17 protein-coding genes are annotated in these 18,120 nt (G+C 63.3%); 9 read left to right on the plus strand and 8 right to left on the minus strand.

Going from position 1 to position 18,120, the window contains the following annotated elements:
* Nucleotides 1-48: 48 nt before the first annotated feature.
* On the minus strand, nt 49-981 hold the full coding sequence (locus JV241A_RS03760; protein ID WP_115085360.1) for a FecR family protein: 933 nt from the start codon (nt 979-981) through the stop codon (nt 49-51).
* Nucleotides 978-1,472 (minus strand): sigma-70 family RNA polymerase sigma factor, encoded by a 495-nt coding sequence (locus JV241A_RS03765; protein WP_134061391.1) that lies wholly within the window; start codon nt 1,470-1,472, stop codon nt 978-980. The genes JV241A_RS03760 and JV241A_RS03765 overlap by 4 nt, the downstream gene beginning before the upstream one ends.
* A gap of 219 nt (nt 1,473-1,691) precedes the next feature.
* On the opposite strand from JV241A_RS03765, the gene JV241A_RS03770 reads away from it, so the two are divergent.
* The 7 genes from JV241A_RS03770 to JV241A_RS03800 all read left to right on the plus strand — a co-directional run bounded on the left by JV241A_RS03770 (nt 1,692) and on the right by JV241A_RS03800 (nt 10,002).
* On the plus strand, nt 1,692-3,659 hold the full coding sequence (locus JV241A_RS03770; protein WP_134061392.1) for a ligand-gated channel protein: 1,968 nt from the start codon (nt 1,692-1,694) through the stop codon (nt 3,657-3,659).
* Between the two features lie 75 nt (nt 3,660-3,734).
* Nucleotides 3,735-4,040, plus strand: coding sequence for a DUF3649 domain-containing protein (locus JV241A_RS03775; RefSeq protein WP_134061393.1), 306 nt, complete (start codon nt 3,735-3,737; stop codon nt 4,038-4,040).
* On the plus strand, nt 4,037-5,611 hold the full coding sequence (locus JV241A_RS03780; RefSeq protein ID WP_134061394.1) for a PepSY-associated TM helix domain-containing protein: 1,575 nt from the start codon (nt 4,037-4,039) through the stop codon (nt 5,609-5,611). The genes JV241A_RS03775 and JV241A_RS03780 overlap by 4 nt, the downstream gene beginning before the upstream one ends.
* Nucleotides 5,611-5,937 carry a DUF3325 domain-containing protein gene (locus JV241A_RS03785; protein ID WP_115085364.1) on the plus strand — a complete coding sequence of 109 codons (327 nt, stop codon included), beginning with the start codon at nt 5,611-5,613 and terminating at the stop codon, nt 5,935-5,937. The genes JV241A_RS03780 and JV241A_RS03785 overlap by 1 nt, the downstream gene beginning before the upstream one ends.
* A gap of 22 nt (nt 5,938-5,959) precedes the next feature.
* Entirely contained in the window at nt 5,960-6,523 is a 564-nt protein-coding gene (locus JV241A_RS03790) for a sigma-70 family RNA polymerase sigma factor (protein ID WP_115085692.1), read from the plus strand.
* Nucleotides 6,520-7,494 (plus strand): FecR family protein, encoded by a 975-nt coding sequence (locus JV241A_RS03795; protein WP_115085365.1) that lies wholly within the window; start codon nt 6,520-6,522, stop codon nt 7,492-7,494. The genes JV241A_RS03790 and JV241A_RS03795 overlap by 4 nt, the downstream gene beginning before the upstream one ends.
* A gap of 105 nt (nt 7,495-7,599) precedes the next feature.
* Nucleotides 7,600-10,002 carry a TonB-dependent receptor gene (locus tag JV241A_RS03800; protein WP_134061395.1) on the plus strand — a complete coding sequence of 801 codons (2,403 nt, stop codon included), beginning with the start codon at nt 7,600-7,602 and terminating at the stop codon, nt 10,000-10,002.
* Nucleotides 10,003-10,063: 61 nt separating this feature from the next.
* Here the strand turns inward: JV241A_RS03800 and bamE are convergent, their stop codons facing one another.
* The 3 genes from bamE to JV241A_RS03815 all read right to left on the minus strand — a co-directional run bounded on the left by bamE (nt 10,064) and on the right by JV241A_RS03815 (nt 13,851).
* Nucleotides 10,064-10,498 carry an outer membrane protein assembly factor BamE gene (gene bamE, locus JV241A_RS03805; RefSeq protein ID WP_134061396.1) on the minus strand — a complete coding sequence of 145 codons (435 nt, stop codon included), beginning with the start codon at nt 10,496-10,498 and terminating at the stop codon, nt 10,064-10,066.
* A gap of 74 nt (nt 10,499-10,572) precedes the next feature.
* On the minus strand, nt 10,573-12,657 hold the full coding sequence (locus JV241A_RS03810; protein ID WP_134061397.1) for a YadA-like family protein: 2,085 nt from the start codon (nt 12,655-12,657) through the stop codon (nt 10,573-10,575).
* 318 nt (nt 12,658-12,975) lie between these two features.
* On the minus strand, nt 12,976-13,851 hold the full coding sequence (locus JV241A_RS03815; protein ID WP_134061398.1) for an AraC family transcriptional regulator: 876 nt from the start codon (nt 13,849-13,851) through the stop codon (nt 12,976-12,978).
* A gap of 137 nt (nt 13,852-13,988) precedes the next feature.
* Between JV241A_RS03815 and JV241A_RS03820 the strand changes: the two genes are divergently transcribed.
* On the plus strand, nt 13,989-14,891 hold the full coding sequence (locus JV241A_RS03820) for a DMT family transporter (protein ID WP_115085370.1): 903 nt from the start codon (nt 13,989-13,991) through the stop codon (nt 14,889-14,891).
* 87 nt (nt 14,892-14,978) lie between these two features.
* Here JV241A_RS03820 and JV241A_RS03825 read toward each other — a convergent pair whose 3' ends face one another.
* A complete protein-coding gene (locus JV241A_RS03825) occupies nt 14,979-15,680 on the minus strand; it encodes a DUF2165 domain-containing protein (protein WP_205125905.1) in 702 nt (233 codons plus the stop codon).
* Between JV241A_RS03825 and JV241A_RS03830 the strand changes: the two genes are divergently transcribed.
* Complete coding sequence (locus JV241A_RS03830; RefSeq protein ID WP_134061399.1) at nt 15,661-16,041, plus strand: hypothetical protein; 381 nt, start codon at nt 15,661-15,663, stop codon at nt 16,039-16,041. The genes JV241A_RS03825 and JV241A_RS03830 overlap by 20 nt on opposite strands.
* 14 nt (nt 16,042-16,055) lie before the next feature.
* On the opposite strand, the gene JV241A_RS03835 is transcribed toward JV241A_RS03830, so the two are convergent.
* A complete protein-coding gene (locus JV241A_RS03835) occupies nt 16,056-17,027 on the minus strand; it encodes a D-glycerate dehydrogenase (RefSeq protein ID WP_115085372.1) in 972 nt (323 codons plus the stop codon).
* Between the two features lie 73 nt (nt 17,028-17,100).
* On the minus strand, nt 17,101-18,048 hold the full coding sequence (locus JV241A_RS03840) for a LysR family transcriptional regulator (RefSeq protein ID WP_045197201.1): 948 nt from the start codon (nt 18,046-18,048) through the stop codon (nt 17,101-17,103).
* Nucleotides 18,049-18,120 lie beyond the last annotated feature (72 nt).

Here is an 18,120-nt window from a genome sequence, read left to right on the forward strand (position 1 = left end):
CTCTGTCACGCGAGAATTGAAAACGGCTCAGGTCAGTTGAAAAAAGTTTCAGGCCTGCGCTTCGACTGTCACCCAGTAGCGGGTAAAGCGCCTGACGCGCACCGGCAGCGCCACCTCGAGCATGTCCAGAATGCGCTCGCTGTCAGCCAGTGGATAACTGCCGGAAATCAGCAAATTGGCCACTTCTGGCGCGCAGTTGAGCTGCCCGCGACGGTAGCGGCCCAGCTCGTCGAGAAACGCGCCCAGGGGCATGTGCGCGGCCACCAGCATGCCGTCGACCCAGGCCCCGACGTTGCTGTCCAGCGCCTGGCTGGCCTGCCATTGCGGGCCGTTGAAACGCGCTTGCTGGCCGCTGGGCAAGAGATTGCCAGCCAGGCTGGCGCTGCCTTCAAACACCGTCAACTGGCTGTACTGGGCGAACTGACGCAGGTTGTAGCGACCGCTGCTCAGGTTCAGCAGGCCATGTTCGCCGAGCAATTGCAGTGGTCGCGTATCACGGGCCACAGTCAGTTGCAGTTCACCTTCAAGCAGGCGCACCAGGCGCTGGCGGGAATCAAAACGGACATCGGCGGCGCTGCGGGTGTTGAGCTGCAGCTGGCTGCCGTCGTCCAGGGCCAGGCGGCGCCGCTCGCCGACCGGGCTGCGGTAATCGGCGAGTAGCGTCGGCAGTGGGTTGTGCTGCTGCAAAGCCAGGCCACTGGCGCTGCCGACGCCGAGGATCAGCAGGGTTTTCAGCGCCCGTCGGCGGCTGGTCGAACGCGGCGCCTGCAAGGCGGCGTGGGCCAGCGGCGACGACAAACCACGCAAGCGCTGGTTGACCCGCTGAATGTGTTCCCAGGCGCGCTGGTGATTGTCGTCGGCCTGCAACCACTGCTGCATGGCCTGCTGCTGACGCGCATCGAAAGCACCGCCCTGCATCTCGATCAGCCAGTGCACGGCCTGTTCGGCCACCTGCGGGGAAAATTCCTGATGGCCGTTCACAGGGCAAAGTAACAGCGCATGGCCGCCTTGTTCAGGTAGCGCTTGACCGTGGCCAGGGAGATGCCCAGTTGCACACCGATCGCGCTGTAGCTCAGGCCATCGACCTGAGCCATCAGGAAGGCGCGCTTGACCGGCAAGGGCAGGCCGTCGAGCAGGCGGTCGAGCTCAAGCAGGGTCTCGAAAATAATTGCCCGGTGTTCTTCCGATGGCGCCAGTTCTTCCGGCAGCTGCGCCAGTGCCTGGAGGTAGGCGCGTTCCAGGTCCGGGCGGCGGTAGTGGTTGCACAGCACACGTTTGGCCACGGTGGTGAGGAACGCCCGCGGCTCGTTGAGCAGCGGCGTTTGGCGGGCCTGGAGCAGGCGCATGAAGGTGTCCTGGGCCAGGTCCGCGGCGCTGTCGGGGCAGCCGAGACGCCGGCGCAACCAGCCGGTCAGCCAGTTGTGATGGTCGAGGTAGAGGCCTTCGAGCGAGGAAGAGGGAGCGCTGGGCACCGTGAACACTCCGGCGCCGGGATGCGCAACAGAATAAGAATTGTTCGCATTGTAGTGAAAAGTGCCACTACTCGGCAATCGGCGGCTGACTGACGGGCATAGCAGAGGATCGGGAAAATGTAAAAAACGTAAATACGCTTTACTCTCATTTGAGAATAACTAGCATTCGCTCCCTTGATGAATTTACGCAACCTTTACATTTCTCAGGGAGAGGTCCTCGTGTCCCCGACTTTCAGCAAATCCTGCCTCGCGCTCACCCTCTGCTCGCTGTACACCGCGAACGCCACTGCCCAGACCCAACCGCTGGAGCTGGACAACATGGTGGTGACCGCGTCGGGTTTCTCCCAGCAGATCAAGGATGCGCCGGCGTCGATTTCGGTCATTACCCGCGAGCAGATCGAGAACAAATCCTACCGTGACGTCACCGATGCCCTGCGCGATGTGCCGGGCGTGGTGGTCACCGGTGGCGCCAGCTCCAGCGACATCAGCATTCGCGGCATGGCCTCCAAGTACACCCTGATGCTGGTCGACGGCAAACGCCAGGACTCGCGTGCCACTCGCCCGAACAGTGACGGCGCCGGTATCGAGCAGGGCTGGATGCCACCGCTGGAAGCTATCGAACGTATCGAAGTGGTGCGCGGGCCGATGTCGTCGCTGTACGGCTCCGACGCCATGGGCGGGGTGATCAACATCATCACCCGCAAGGTTACCCCGCAGTGGTACGGCGGCATCCGCACCGAAGCGACCTTCCAGGACCGCTCCGACTCGGGCAACTACAACAGCACCAATGCCTTCATCTCCGGGCCGCTGGTCGACAACCTGGTCGGCCTGCAGCTGTACGGCCAGCGTTCGCGCCGCGACGAAGACCATATCGTCAACGGCTTCAACGAGCAGAGCACCGACAGCGCCACGGCCAAGCTGTCGTTCACCCCGGATGAACACAACGACATCACCCTGGAAGCGGGCAAGTCCGAGCAGGAGCGCAACTCGCACAAAGGCCGTTCGGCGAGCCGATCCGACAGTCGCAACGACTACGACCGCACCAATTTCTCCATCACCCATTCCGGGCGCTGGGACAGCCTCACCAGCGAAAGCTACCTGCAGCGCGAGAAGATCGAGAACCCCGGCCGGCGCATGGAACTGGAAAACACCGTGCTCAATTCGCAGGTGTCGTTCTTCAGCGATTCGCACATCACCACTTTCGGTGGCCAGTACAAATACGAAGACCTCAGCGACGAGGGCAACCAACTGGCTTCGGCGGCCAGCGTCAACCAGCTGACCCGCTGGTCGTGGGCACTGTTTGCCGAAGACGAATGGCGCCTGACCGAAGCCTTCGCCCTGACCGGCGGCCTGCGCATGGACCGCGACGAGAACTACGGCACCCACTGGTCGCCACGCCTGTACGGGGTCTATCACCCGACCGAGCAGTGGACCATCAAGGGTGGCGTATCCAGTGGTTATCGCTCGCCGGACATCCGCGCCGCCGTGGATGACTGGGGCCAGATCACCGGTGGCGGTGGCGACCCGGCAATCATCGTCGGCAACTCCAGCCTCAAGCCGGAGAAGAGCCTGAGCCAGGAAATCGGCTTCATCTGGGACAACCTCGAAGGTTTCTCCACCGGCCTGACCCTGTTCAACACCGACTTCAAGGACAAGATCACCGAGACCCGCCGCTGCACCGACAGCACCGGCAATGCCTCGGGCCAGTGCCAGATCGGCGGTACCTCGTACAAGTTCATCAGTGACCGGGTCAACGTCGATGAAGCGCAGATGCGTGGCATTGAAGCGACCCTGGACTGGGACATCACCCAGACCGTCTCGCTGGCCACCAACTACACCTTCACCGCCTCCGAGCAGAAGAGCGGCCCGCAGAAAGGCAAGGCCCTGAACCAGATGCCGCGGCACATGTTCAACGCCACCCTCGACTGGCAGGCCACCGATCAGCTGGGTACCTGGGCGCGCCTGAACTACCGCGGCAAAACCTCGGACTACCTGGGCCGGAGCACCATGTCCGACGGCACGCCGTCGTACACCTTCGTCGACTTCGGCGGCACCTACCGGGTGACCAAGAACGTCAAGCTGCTGGCGGGTGTGTACAACGTCTTCAACAAGGAAGTGGACTACGACAGCTACCAGACCGTACTGGACGGCCGCCGCTACACCATGGGCGTCGACCTGTCGTTCTGATCCGTCTGGCCCGCGGCTTTGCTTATGAGAATATAAATCATTATTATTGTGCGCTTCTCGTAATGGACGGATGCCATGAAAAGCAAAGCCGCCGGGCTACCCATCAGCTATCGCCTGGCCGTGACCTCCCGCAGCCTGGCTGCCGTGTTCGGTGGCTACCTGCTGGCGGCCATGGCCAGCGTCTGCATCACCCTGCTGTTGCCGGTGCCGCGCGCCGAGGCGGTGATCAGCGGCATGATGCTGTCGTTCCTGTTCTACCTGGTGGCCTTTCTCTGGTGCTTCGCCTGTCGTAGCGCCTGGCAGGCCTGGCTGGGGGTACTGGTGCCGAGCCTGTTGCTGGCGATGATCAGCGGCCTGGCCTACTGGATGAAAAACCCATGAAAGAGGGCTTTCGCCAGGCCATGGCCTGGCTGCATACCTGGACCGGGCTGATTTTCGGCTGGTTGCTGTTTGCGATTTTCCTGACCGGGACCATGTCCTATTTCAAGGAAGAAATCAGCCACTGGACCCAGCCGGAAGTGCCCAACCGGGCGCTGGACCCGGCGGCCAGCCTGGACCTCGCCCAACGCTACCTGCAAGAGCATGCGCCGACCGCAGGCAGCTGGTTCATCGAGTTGCCCAATGCCCGCGAACCGGCGCTGAGCGTGAGCTGGCCGAAGGCCGGTGGCGGGCGCCGCGACTTCACCTCCAAGACCCTCGACCCTGCCACCGGCGCCGAATTGCAGGCGCGCGAGACCCGTGGCGGCAATTTTTTCTACCGCTTCCACTTCCAGCTGGAGATGCCTCACCCCTGGGGCCGCTGGCTGTCGACCTTTGCCGCGTTCATCATGCTCCTGGGCCTGGTGACCGGGATCATCACCCACAAGAAGATCTTCAAGGAGTTCTTCACTTTCCGTCCGGGCAAGGGCCAGCGTTCCTGGCTCGACGGGCATAACGCCATTGGCGTGCTGGTGCTGCCGTTCCACCTGATGATCAGCTACAGCAGCCTGGTGATCTTCATGGCCATGGTCATGCCGGCCAGCATCATCGCCAGCTATGGCGACAACACCCGTGGCTTTTTCAACGACCTGTTCGGCGGCCAGAGCCAGGTACAGGCTGCCGGTACTGCGGCGCCGTTGCTGCCGTTGCCGCAGTTGTACGCCAAGGTCCAGGAGCAGGCGCCCGGGGCCAACCTGGCCTGGGTCGAGGTACAGAACCCCGGTGACCAGAACGCCCGGGTCCGGTTCGCCCGCCATGCCGGTGACCGCATCGCTCACCAGCGCGGCGGTGGCTGGCTGTTCGACGGGGTCAATGGCACGCTTGAGGGCGGCAGCCAGATCGAGGCCACGCCGGTGCTGATTTCCGGCGGCATGTACGGCCTGCACATGGGCATTTTCGCCGGCCCCTGGCTGCGCTGGCTGTACTTCTTCTTCGGCCTGGCCGGCACGGCGGTGATCGGCACTGGCCTGGTCATGTGGCTGGGCAAGCGCCAGCTCAAGCATGCCAAGAGCGGCACCCAGCCCTTCGAGCTGCGCCTCGTCGAGGTGCTCAACATTGCCAGCATGAGCGGCCTGCTGCTGGGCGTGGCGGCGTTCTTCTGGGCCAACCGCTTGTTGCCGATCGGCCTTGAAGGCCGAGCCGACTGGGAGACCAACTGCTTCTTCCTGCTCTGGGCCTTGTCGCTGGTACACGCCATGCTGCGCCGCGGCCGCCGTGCCTGGGCCGAGCAACTGGGATTCGGTGCGCTGATGTGGGCGGGCTTGCCACTACTCAACGGCCTGACCACCGGCCAGGGCCTGAACCACTCGCTCGCCGTCGGCGACTGGGCCATGGCCGGTTTCGACCTGACCGCCTTGGCCAGCGGCCTGTTCCTGGCATGGGCTGCCAGCAAGATGTGGCGGGCGCCGGTAGTGGCGGCCAAGCGTGCGCCAAAGGCCGCGCCCGGCAAGCTGATCGAAAGCGAGGTGAACTGATGCTGGCCATTGCCCTGTTTGGTTTTGCCGGCTTCGCCGCCCTGTGCCTGGCGATGGAGAAGCACTACAAGGACCTGCTTGGGCACAAGCCCAGCAGTACCCGGCTCAAGGCGTTGCGGGTGGCGGGCTGGGTGCTGCTGGCCCTGGCGTTGCTGCTGGCCGTGCGTCACAGCGGCTGGGCCATGGGCCTGGTCGAGCTGTTCGCGGTGCTGATGGCCGGCGTTACCCTCTGGGTGTTCCTCTTGCCCTACCAGCCGCGGCTGCTGCTGTGCCTGGCGGCGGCCAGCGTGGTGCTGGCGCCGTTGACGGCCGTGGCTTCGCTGTAAGTTGGTCAACGAGCCGCTCGATCTGCCCACCGACGGTGCCAACGACACCGACGCGGCGAGCGGGCGCGCGCGTTTTGTGCAGGTGTTCCTCGCCCAGCGGGCGCAGATGGAAGCCCTGGTCAACCGGCGCATCGGCTGCCGGGCCACGGCCTCGGACCTGGTCCAGGAGCTGTTCCTGCGCTTCTGGCGGCGCCCGCAGGTCAAGGTCGAGGCGCTCGATACCTACTTGCTGCGTTGCGCCGGCAACATCGCCATCGATCACCTGCGCAGCGAAGGTGCCCGCGAGCGGGTCAACGACAGCTTGCAGCGGGAAGTGGCCGACGATCATGTCAGCGAACCGCAATTGGCACTGGAGGCGAACAGCGACCTGCAGCGCATCGAAGCGGCATTGCGCCAACTACCCGAGCGTACCCGGCAGATCTTTCTGCTCAACCGTATCCATGGGCGCAAGTACGCCGAGATCGCCAAGGCCATGGACCTGTCTCAGAGCGCGGTGGAAAAACATATGATGCGTGCCCTGGAGGCGTGCAAGGCGAGTGTTGCGCTGCCGCCAGCCAGTACGCGCATGCCAGGGAAAGCACCATGAGTGAAATCACCGCCGAGCACGAACAAGCCGCCCTGAACTGGCTGAGCCGGATCAACGAGCAACCGCAACTGGCCGAGCGCGCCGAGTTCAAGCGCTGGTTGCTGGCCAACCCGGCCCATGGCCGCGCCTATGCCCAGGCCCAGGCGGTGTGGCGCCTGAGTGAGGGGCCGGCGAGCCTTTTGGCGAGCGAGGATGACCAGGCCCTGCAAGGTTATTTGCGCGCCATGCAGCAACCTGCGCCGGGACGCACCTGGCGCCGCATTGCCACCTTCGCTGCAGCCGCTTGCCTGGTGCTGGCGCTGGGGACTGCTGCGGGCTGGCATCCAGGGTACTGGCTGGATGATCTGCAGGCGGATTACGTCACGGCGGCGGGGCAGGTCGAAGAGGTGGTGCTGGCGGACAACTCGCACATGACGTTGGATGCCGGCAGTGCGGTGTCAGTGGATTTTCGCGACGGTGAGCGCCAAGTGACGATCCGCCGCGGCGCGGCGTTCTTTCATGTCACCCACACCGGCGCGCCGTTCGTGGTCGAGGCGGCAAAAGGCCAAACCCGTGTGCTCGGCACGCGCTTCGAGGTGCGCAAGCACAATGGCGGCGCGCGGGTCACCGTGCTCGATGGCCGGGTGGCGGTGACGGCCGCGCCGGGGCGCGTGCAGCAACAACTGAGCGGCGGCCAGCAGGTGGGCTATCGCGACGGCACCGCCAGCGCGGTCGAAGCGGTGGACAGCGAGTCGCGCCTGGCCTGGCGCCAAGGCTGGCTCAATTATTATCAGGTGCCGCTGAGCACGGTGATCGACGACCTGGCTCGCTACTACCCAGGGCGCATCATGCTGCTCGACAGCGAACTGGGCAAACGCAAGGTCAGCGGCAGCTTCCCGGCCAGCCAGCCGCTGGCGGCGCTGGATTCGCTCGGCGCGGTGCTGGGCTTCAAGCGCAGTACCCTGCTGGAACGGGTCACCCTGATCCGCTGAAAAATATTTTCAGAAAAGTGATGAGGTAAGTTCGCGCGACAACCGTGTAGTGAGTGAAAGTGCGATTCATTCGCATAAACGTCACTCCTTCACAGGTCACCGGTCATGAAGTTCACACCCTTGGCAGCGCGTAGCTTTTCAATCTGGCTCAGTGTTTCGGCTCTGGCTGCGGGTAGCGCGTTACCCCTGGGGGCCGTTGCCGCGCAGCAGGTCTACGTGTTTGCCCAGGCGAGCAAGCCACTGGTGCAGGCGCTCAACGACTTCAGCCGGCTGACCGGGCAAAGCGTGATCTACACCACCGACCTGCCGATGCTCAACGCCCCGGCCCTGAATGGCAGCCTGACTGCCGAGCAGGCTTTGCAGCAACTGCTGGGCAGTTCCGGTTTGGTCTTTCGCCGCGTCGACGCTCGCACCCTGACCCTCGAACCGCAGGATACCAGCGCTGCGCTCAAGCTCGACGCGACCACGGTGAACTCGCAAGCCGATGCCGACTACAGCTACCAGCCGCCGCCAAACAGCTCGGTGATGCGCAGCCAGGCATCGATCATGGAGACGCCCCAGGCCATCAACGTGGTGCCGGCCCAGGTGCTCAAGGACCAGGCCCCGCGCAACCTCGACGACGCCCTGGCCAATGTCAGCGGCGTGACCCAGGGCAACAACTTCGGCGGCACCCAGGACACGGTGATGAAACGCGGCTTCGGCGACAACCGCGACGGTTCGATCATGCGCGACGGCATGCCGATCGTGCAGGGGCGCAGCCTTAACGCCACCACCGAACGGGTCGAAGTACTCAAGGGCCCGGCCTCGTTGCTGTATGGCATCCAGGACCCGGGCGGGGTGATCAATGTGGTCAGCAAGCGGCCACAGCTGCAGCGCTACAACGCCCTGAACCTGCGTGGCTCCACCTATGGCAGCGGCAAGAACGGCAGCGGCGGCGGCCTGGACAGCACCGGCGCGCTGGGCGAGAGCAACTTCGCCTACCGCCTGGTACTCGACCATGAAGACGAAGACTACTGGCGCAACTTCGGTACCCACCGCGAATCGCTGGTGGCGCCGTCGCTGGCCTGGTTCGGCGAAGACACCCAGGTGCTGCTGGCCTACGAGCACCGCGAGTTTCTCTATCCGTTCGACCGTGGCACGGCCATCGATCCGCGCACCAACCACCCGCTGGATATCCCCAGCACGCGGCGCCTGGACGAGCCGTTCAATAACATGGAGGGGCGCTCGGACCTCTACCGCCTGGAAGTCGACCATCAGCTTGCGGACGACTGGAAAGCTCACTTCGGTTTCAGCTACAACCGCGAAACCTACGACGCCAGCCAGGTGCGGGTGACCGCCGTCAACGCTGCCCGCGGCACCCTGACCCGGAGCATGGACGGTACCCACGGCGCGCTCAGCAGCGACCGTTTCGCCACCGTTAGTCTTGAGGGCAAGGTGCAATTGGCGGGGATGCAGCATGACCTGCTGTTCGGCCTGGATAACGAGTACCGCAAAGTCTACCGCGCCGACCTGATCCGCCAGAGCAGCCTGAGTACCTTCAGTTACCTGAACCCGGTGTATGGCCGCGAAGTCGAGGGCACCAGCGTGCGTGACAGCGACAGCGCGCAGACCGACAAGCTGCGCAGCGACTCGCTGTTCTTCCAGGATTCGATCCACCTCGACGAGCACTGGATTCTGGTCGCCGGTGCGCGCTACCAGATGTACGACCAAATCGCCGGGCGCGGGCGGCCGTTCAAGGCCAACACCAACAACAACGGCCAGGCCTGGGTGCCGCGGGTGGGCCTGGTGTACAAGGTTGACGAGCAGCTGTCGTTCTATGGCAGCTACACCGAATCGTTCAAGCCCAACTCCAGTATCGCTCCCTTGACCGGCGGCCTGGTGCTGGACTCGGGTATCGAACCGGAAGAAGGTAAATCCTGGGAACTGGGGGCCAAGCTCGACATGCCGGGGGCGCTGACCGGCACCCTGGCGCTGTTCGACATTCGTAAGCGCAACGTGCTGGTGGCCAACTTCGACTCGGCAACCGGCGACACCCTCTACAGCAACGCCGGCGAGGTACGCTCGCGGGGCGTCGAACTGGACCTGACCGGCCAGTTGAGCGAGCGCTGGAGCCTGATCGGCAACTATGCCTTTACCGACGCTGAAGTTACCCAGGACCCCACGCTCGAAGGCAATCGCCTGCAGAACGTGGCGCGCCACAGCGGCTCGCTGTCGGCGGTGTATGACGCTGGCAGCCTGTTCGGTGGCGACCGCCTGCGCCTGGGCGCCGGTGCGCGCTATGTCGGTGAGCGGGCGGGTAACGCCGAGAATGATTTCGAGCTGCCGGGCTACACCGTCGCCGATGCTTTCGCCAGTTACGAAACCCGCCTGGACGAGCACAAGGTGCGCTTGCAGTTGAACGTGAAGAACCTGTTCGACCGCACCTATTACAGCTCGGCGGTGAACCGCAACTTTGTCTCGGTGGGTGATGCGCGCCAGGTCAGCCTGTCCAGCACCCTGGAGTTCTAGCCGCTGCGCCACACCTCGAACTTCGTTCACGGCTGTGGCGCTGGCCAGGGGGGTAACCCGGTTACCCGTGCTTGAGTTGCTCGGCGCATTGCGCGGGCAGCCAGAAAACATCCTGAGTCTTCATGTTCCGGTCGAACAGGATCTTGTATTGGCAGGTTCTATATTCAGTGCCGTTACCGCTAGGCAGCTTGAGGACATAGTCCCATTCGCGTACGGCCACTTGCCCCTCGGCGAAATGCGGGCGCCCCAACAGCTCGTAGACCTGAGGTTTGCTCAGTCCCGGCATCATGCGGCCAAGGTTATCAAGGTCAGGGAGGCTGCCTTCCGGCTGCCAGTGGTTGTCCTCGACGGAGGGCCAGACCGGCTCGGTATGGGCTTGCAGATGCCCGTCCTCGGTAATCTGGCTTAGTCGGGATGTACCGCAAGCCGCCAGCACGGCGCCGATTGCTAGTAAGGCAGCCCATTGGGCAGCAGGCAAAATCGAACGTTTGTTCATGTCGAAATCCGTTGGAATCAGAGTGATTGATTGACCCGTGGCAGTTGCCCTGTAGCGGGCAACTGCCTTGCCGTTTACCAGTGGAAGCCCGCACCGACACCAACGCCCATCTGCCCGCGGGTGTCGGCCGAACCATTGGCCTTGAACACCCACTTGCCGTTGTCGGACAGCGTCGACAGGCCCACGGCCATCGAGGCCTCGCCACCGGTCGTGGCCATGCCGCTAGCCAGCATGCTTCGGCCGGGCAGATAGGCCTGGGGCATGCTGGCCATGGCCATGGCACCGGCAGCCGCGCCCATCGCATCCTTGCGCAGGTTGTTGACGTCCGAACGGATCTGGTCGAACTGGCCTTGCGTGCCGCCCCTGATTGCCGAGTGCAGTTGATTCACGTTGACCGCATCGGTGCCCTGGATGCCTGGCGCGACGTTGTGCACAGCGACAGGGCCACTGTTTCTGCCGGACAAGGTGACGTCATTGGAGGGCACATCAGGTGTCGCTACGCCGTGCGCATCCGAGTACTGAACCGGCGCGCCGGTCTGCAGCTTGTCGATAGCTTCGCCGACATTGCTGGTGTTGTTGCCATACACGGTGTAGGTCGGGTTGCTGACCTTGCCGGTGTTTGCGTCATAGCGCGAGCCTGCACCCAGGGTGTTGGCGACGCTATTGCCCTGATTGTGGAGGTGCTGTCGGGTCTGGTGCAGTTGGCCGCCATTGACCGCGTCCTTGCTGTCGCGCGCCACCACGCCATCCTGCACGTTGTGCAGGCTCACGGGTTGGCCCGGGGCGTTGCCGACCAGGGTGACGTCCTGAGTGGGGGTAATGCCGTTGACCGAACCGGCGCTTGAGCTTCCACCCGCGCCTCCCGAGCCGGGCGCATAGGGGTTTGCCTGGGTAGGCGTTTGCGGGTTGCTGTACTGCACGGGGCTCTTATCGCGCAGATCGGTGATCCGGGTGTCCAGGCTGGTCAGTGTGGTGTTCACTGCCTTGAACGCGTCGCCGACATTGTTGTAGTTGGAGCCCTGGATGAGGTAGCTCGGTGCAGACATGTTGCCGGTGAACGGGTTGTACACGGCACCGGCGCCGAAGTAATTGGCGATGTCACCGCCGAGACTGTTCAAGCGGCTGCCCACCAGGTTGACCGCCTGATGGGTAGCGAACAGCTGACTGCCGTTAATCGCATCGGTGCTGGTGCCGGTGACGCGTCCGGCCGCGACGTTGCTGATTTGGCGTTCGGCATCTTGGGCGCCGACACTGACCACGCTGGCAGGCTTGCTGCCTGCATAGATGTAGGCGTTACCGTCGATCACCGCGCCGGCTGTCGGCTGTGCGGCGGCAGTCTGGCTGCTGGCACCCAGTGCCACGTCATTGTGATTGATCGCGCTTGCGCGGTTACCCAGGGCAACAGCGTCGGAGGCCGTGGCGCTGGCGTCGGTGCCGATGGCCACCGTGTCGTTGGCGCTGATCTTCGAGCCTGAGGTTCTGCCGATGGCAATGTTGTTGTCGCCACTTACGTTGTTGCCGGCGGAGAAACCTGCGGCGAAGTTGGAGCTGCCGTTAACCTGTTTTCCGGCGTGTGCGCCTGTCGCGGTATTGGTGTCGCCGGTCACATTCCAGCCGGAAAATGCCCCGTTGGCGCTGTTGAAGCTGCCGTTGACCCGATTGCTTGCGTTGTTGCCGGCGCCGGAGTTGAAGTTGCCGGTAATGTTCTGCCCGGCGTTTGCACCTAGACCGCTGTTACCCGTTCCGTTGACGGTGCGACCGGCATTGATGCCGAATCCGGTATTGCCCCGACCCTTGACGCCATTACCGGAATCGTTACCGGCGTAGGTGTTGTTGTCACCAACCACGTTACTGCCCGCGTTGCGCCCGACAGCGCTGTTGAATGAGCCTTCGACATTGACCCCGGCGTTCGATCCGACCGTCGTGTTGTGCTTGCCCGTAACCTTGGCACCGGCATTGAAACCGTAGGCCGAGTTTCCCGAGTTGCTGGTGATTTCGGGGTCTACGGCGCCGGCGCCGTAGGTGTTGTCGGTGCCAAACCCTGAGACTGAGTCCGCTTGAGCCAGTGGCGAAAGCACTGCCAGCAATGAAAGATAAAGGCTCGATCGCTGCAGGGAGTGCCGCTGTCGCAAGTGGCTGGGAGTCTGTACGTCGCTCATGGTGCTGTCCTGGTTTTAGGGGCCGCGTAAGCAGGCCGCTGGAATTGTCCTGATGAATAAATGGTTTTTGTTAGGCACGAATTTCTCTGAATTCTTGTTAATTCCCCAATAACCAAACAGCGAAGCTCCGCTGTTCTTTCACCCCGTTCAGCGCACGTTTTCGGCTTAGGAAGATGAAGGCGGCGAAGCTTAAGGTGCGCAGACGTATTCACTAATTCGATTGTTTTGATCGAGATTATGAATAAATTCAATGAGCAGACGGCGGCCCGGCGTGCCGGGGAGCGGGCGTCCTGGTGAGGGCTTGTGAGGCGGGGGGTATCAGCTTTTGAGCGCGGTTCGGTAGGCACCGGGCGTCGCGCCCAGGGCCTGGCGGAAGCGGTTGCTGAAATGGCTGGCGCTGGCAAAGCCGCACAGCAGGGCTACTTCGCCCAGCGGCAGTTGGCTATAGCGCAGCAGTTGACGCGCCTTGGCCAGGCGCCGGGCCAGCAGGTACTGGTGCGGCGGCAGGCCGAAGCTTTCGCGAAACATCCGTGCGAAGTGGTACTCGGAGAGGTTGCACAGCGCCGCCAGCTCGCCAAGGCTCAGGGGTTGATCCAGATGGCCTTCGACATATTCGCTCAGTTGCCGGCGCTGGTGCGCGGCCAGCCCGCCCTTCAGGCGCAGGCCCTGGCGCAGGCCGACCTGGCTGAGCAGGGCGTGGTCGAGAATCTCGTGGGCCAGGCTGCTGGTCAGCAGGCGCTCGGCGGGCTCGTCCCAGTCCAGGGCGATCAGCTGACGAAAGCGTCGGGCCTGCTCAGGGTCGTCGAGAAAGGTCGCTTCCTGCAGTTGCAGCTCACGGGGTTCGCGGTCCAGCAGGCTGACGCAGCCGAGGGCGAACTGTTCCTGGCTGATGTACAGGTGCGCCAGGCGGATCGAGCCGTTGACCACCCAGTGCGACGCCGACCCTGCAGGCATGATGCACAGCTTGTCGGGCGCGCCGGTGTGGCCGGGACGGTCGCGGCGGAAGGTGCCGGTGCCGTCGGCGATGTAACACGACAGGGTGTGATGGCTGGGGGCTTCGTAGTCGCGGGCGTCGTGGCGGTTGTTCCATAGGGCTGCAGCCAGGCCGTCACCCAGGTGCGCGCTGTGTTCCAGGCGGGCATGGGGTGAGTCGTGCATGGCTTTGAAGACTTGCAGCTGGTCCAACGGCGTCATGGTCCTTACCTCTGTGGGCCATCGTACTCCGCCAGGCCGGGGCTGACAGCTGCTGCCTGCGCAAAAGCGCAAGAATGTGCAAGTGCCGGCTGAGGGTGCAGTTGCACACTGGTGGCCTGGAATCGAGGAGTGCCGCCATGAACCTGTCGTTATATCTGCTCACTGTGCTGATCTGGGGGACTACCTGGATTGCCCTGAAGCTGCAATTGGGGGTGGTTGCCATTCCGGTGTCGATCGTCTACCGCTTTGCCCTGGCGGCGCTGGTGCTGTTTGTCATCCTGCTGCTCAGCCGCCGCCTGCAACCGATGAACCGCCGCGGCCACCTGATCTGCCTGGCCCAGGGGCTGTGCCTGTTCTGCGTCAACTTCATGTGCTTTCTCACCGCCAGCCAGTGGATCCCCAGTGGCCTGATCGCCGTGGTGTTCTCCACCGCCACCTTGTGGAACGCGCTGAATGCGCGGGTGTTCTTTGGGCAGAGGGTTGCTGCCAATGTGCTGGCCGGCGGCGCACTGGGCCTGGCCGGGCTGGGCCTGCTGTTCTGGCCGGAACTGTCCGGGCATGCCGCCAGCCGCGAAACCATCATCGGTCTGGGCCTGGCCCTGCTGGGCACCCTATGCTTCTCAGCCGGCAACATGCTCTCCAGCCTGCAACAAAAGGCTGGCCTGCGGCCGCTGACCACCAATGCCTGGGGCATGCTCTATGGCGCGACCATGCTCGGGCTGTATTGCCTGGTCAATGGCATTCCGTTTGCGATGGAGTGGAACACGCGCTACATCGGCTCGCTGTTGTACCTGGTGATCCCGGGCTCGGTGATCGGCTTTACTGCCTACCTGACCCTGGTCGGACGCATGGGGCCGGAGCGGGCCGCTTACTGCACGGTGCTGTTCCCGCTGGTGGCGTTGAACGTCTCGGCGTTCTACGAAGGTTATCAATGGACGGCGCCGGCGTTGGCAGGCCTGGTGCTGGTGATGCTGGGCAACGTCCTGGTGTTTCGCAAGCCCCGGCCCAAGGTGGTCGAGCCGGTCGTGGCCTTGAGGTAGCGGTGGGAGCGGGCTTGCCCCGCGATGAGGCCGGTACAGCCAGCCCACAGGGGCCGGCTCAAGCAGGAGCATTGTTGGCAACCGGCCTCAATCATCTATTTTGAGGCTGATGAAAATCAGCGTGGCAAACAGAAAATCGACGATCCTCCCCGCAGTGGCCAGGGCGTTCCACTGGGTAGATTGCCACATGGCAAACCATTCACCGCCCACTACCTGGAAGAGCAGGTACCAGATCAGCAGCCCCAGCAGGCACCCCATAATGGCGAAGCGTTTGGCCTGGTGAAAGCCTCGGGCGTCGGCACATCGGTGCTTGAACAACTGACAGGCACCGATCACAAAGCACATCGTACAGAGGGCCTGGGCGGCAATGATCAGCCAGTAGGACAGATGGTGCAGGGGTGGCCAGGTGATCGATCGGTAGAGCAGGGCATTGCCCGGGAAGGTCGTGTCCATGCTCAAGGTGTGCTGGACGAAGAGAAAGTTGCTGGCGTAGTCGGTGAGGTTGCCGAATACCACCAAGGCACTGAAGATCCCGATGAACGCTGTGACCAGGATCTTGCCGAGGCGTATCAATCCGTGAGTCGATAAGGTTTCCATGCTGTTGTTGTCCTGAGGCTCAAACAGACTGATGGAGTCTGCAGGCTCAGGTTTCGTTACAACGATGTAGCCGGTGCAGCTGATTAGCGGTACCTGGTAAAAATGCCAGGTTTCAATGGCGTTCCAACGGCGTAGCTTGCAGAACACATTCGCAGTGTTCGGAGCAACGGTTATGGAAGTGATGATTGGCAAGTCCGATAAACCGGTGGTCGCGCCGCCCACTCCCAAAGACGCGGTCTGGACCATCAGCCTTTCCCAGGTCGGGGACGAGGGACTGACGCTTAGTGGTTATTCCTTGCCAGGCCTGCAGGGCTCTCAAGGGGCAACCTTGGTGTTTGGCTGGGTTGGCTTTCCACCGGAAGGGGCGCCGGAACACTACGGGAAAACCTATGTAATCGAACGCTGGGAAGACTACCGTGGGCACGACTTCCTACTGCCCAGGCGCTATCTGCAAAGCGCGCTGGGCGGTACCGGTGTGCTGTTTTTCGATCTGGCGGTGCTCAGCCTGCCGTCGCAGATCTCACCACTGGTAACGGTAAGGGTTGTTGATTAGCTATACGTAACGCCTTACTTCCACACCTGCGGATTGACCAGATCCCGCGGCCGTTCACCCAGCAACGCGCTGCGCAGGTTATCAATCGCGCGATTGGCCATGGCCTCACGGGTTTCAGCGGTGGCTGAACCTACGTGCGGCAAGGTCAGGGCGTTCTTCAGCTGGAACAGCGGCGATTCGCTCAGCGGCTCTTTCTCGTACACATCCAGCCCGGCGCCGCGAAGGGTGCCGGCCTGCAAGGCTTGCACCAGCGCCGCCTCATCGACCACCGGGCCACGGGACACGTTGATCAGAAACGCACTCGGCTTCATCAGTTGCAGTTCACGGGTGCTGATCAGGTGTTTGGTCTGCGCCCCCAATGGCACCACCAGGCAGACGAAATCAGCCTCAGCCAGCAGCTCATCGAGGCTGCGGTATTGCGCGCCCAGTTCCTGTTCCAGGGCCGGCTTGCGGCTGTTGCCGCTGTAGAGGACCGGCATGTTGAAGCCGAAGCGCCCACGCCGGGCGATGGCCGCGCCGATATTACCGAGGCCGACGATGCCCAGGGTCTTGCCGTGCACGTCGCTGCCAAACTGCGCCGGGCCCACGGTGGCCTGCCATTGCCCGGCCTTGGTCCAGGCATCCAGCTCGGCCACCCGCCGTGCCGCACCCATGAGCAGGGCAAAGCCCAGGTCCGCGGTACTTTCGGTGAGCACATCCGGGGTGTTGGTCAGGGCGATGCCGCGCTGGTTGAAGTAGGCCAGGTCATAGTTGTCATAACCCACCGAGACGCTGGCGACCACTTCCAGGTTGCTCGCGTTTTCCAGCTGTGCCTGGCCGAGTTTGCGGCCGACGCCGATCAGGCCATGCGCCTCGGGCAAGGCTTCGTTGAACTGGGCGCTGATGTCGCCGAGCTTGGGGTTCGGCACGATCACGTTGAAGTCTTGCTGCAGGCGTTCGACCATCGCCGGGGTGATGCGGCTGAAGGCAAGGACGGTCTTTTTCATCGGCGAAATCTCTGCGGGCGGTGGAGAATGGGTAGCACGCTATCATTCTCCACCGCCGCTGTGCAGCAAGATTTCAGGTGGCAATGCGCAGTTCGTGGGTTTTCAGGTCCGCTTCATGGGCGGCGAGAATCTCCGGCAGCGAGTTGCGCAGGTACTCGACCCAGGTCTTGATCTTGGCATCCAGGTACTGGCGCGACGGGTAGATCGCGTACAGGTTGAGCTCCTGCAGGCGGTACTCGGGCATCACCCGCACCAGCGAGCCATCGCGCAGGCCCTCTATGGCCGAGTAGATCGGCAACACGCCGACGCCCATGCCACTGCGGATCGCGGTTTTCATCGCGTCGGCGGAGTTCACCTGGAACGGCGCCTGGGTGATGTTGACCACTTCCTGGCCTTCGGGGCCGTCGAACAGCCATTTCTCCAGCGGGATCACCGGGCTGACCATGCGCAGGCAGGCGTGGTTGAGCAGGTCGCTGGGCTTGTGGGCAATGCCGTGGCGCTTCACGTACTCGGGCGAGGCGCAGACGATGCTGTAGGTGATGCCCAGGCGCTGAGAGACAAACCCCGAGTCCGGCAGCTCGCTGGCCAGCACGATGGACACGTCATAGCCTTCGTCGAGCAGGTCCGGCACGCGGTTGGCCATGGTCAGGTCGAAGGTTACGTCCGGGTGGGTTTCGCGGTAGCGGGCGATGGCGTCGATGACGAAATGCTGGCCTACCCCGGTCATCGAATGCACCTTCAGCTGCCCGGCGGGGCGGGCGTGGGCATCGCTGGCCTCGGCTTCGGCTTCCTCGACATAGGTGAGGATCTGTTCGCAGCGCATCAGGTAGCGCTTGCCGGCTTCGGTCAGGGCAATGCGCCGGGTGGTGCGGTTGAGCAAGCGGGTTTGCAGATGGGCTTCAAGATTGGAGACCGCCCGCGACACGTTGGCGGTGGTCGTATCCAGTTGCACGGCCGCGGCAGTGAAGCTGCCGACTTGCGCGACGCAACTAAAAGCACGCATGTTTTGCAGGGTGTCCATGGGTCGCTCTCAAAGTAGACGACAAATTGTGACATGAAGTAACCGAGGCGGTCTTCAGACTAAAGCCGGATT

Source organism: Pseudomonas sp. JV241A (genome assembly GCF_900275665.1).
Taxonomy (GTDB): domain Bacteria; phylum Pseudomonadota; class Gammaproteobacteria; order Pseudomonadales; family Pseudomonadaceae; genus Aquipseudomonas; species Aquipseudomonas wadenswilerensis.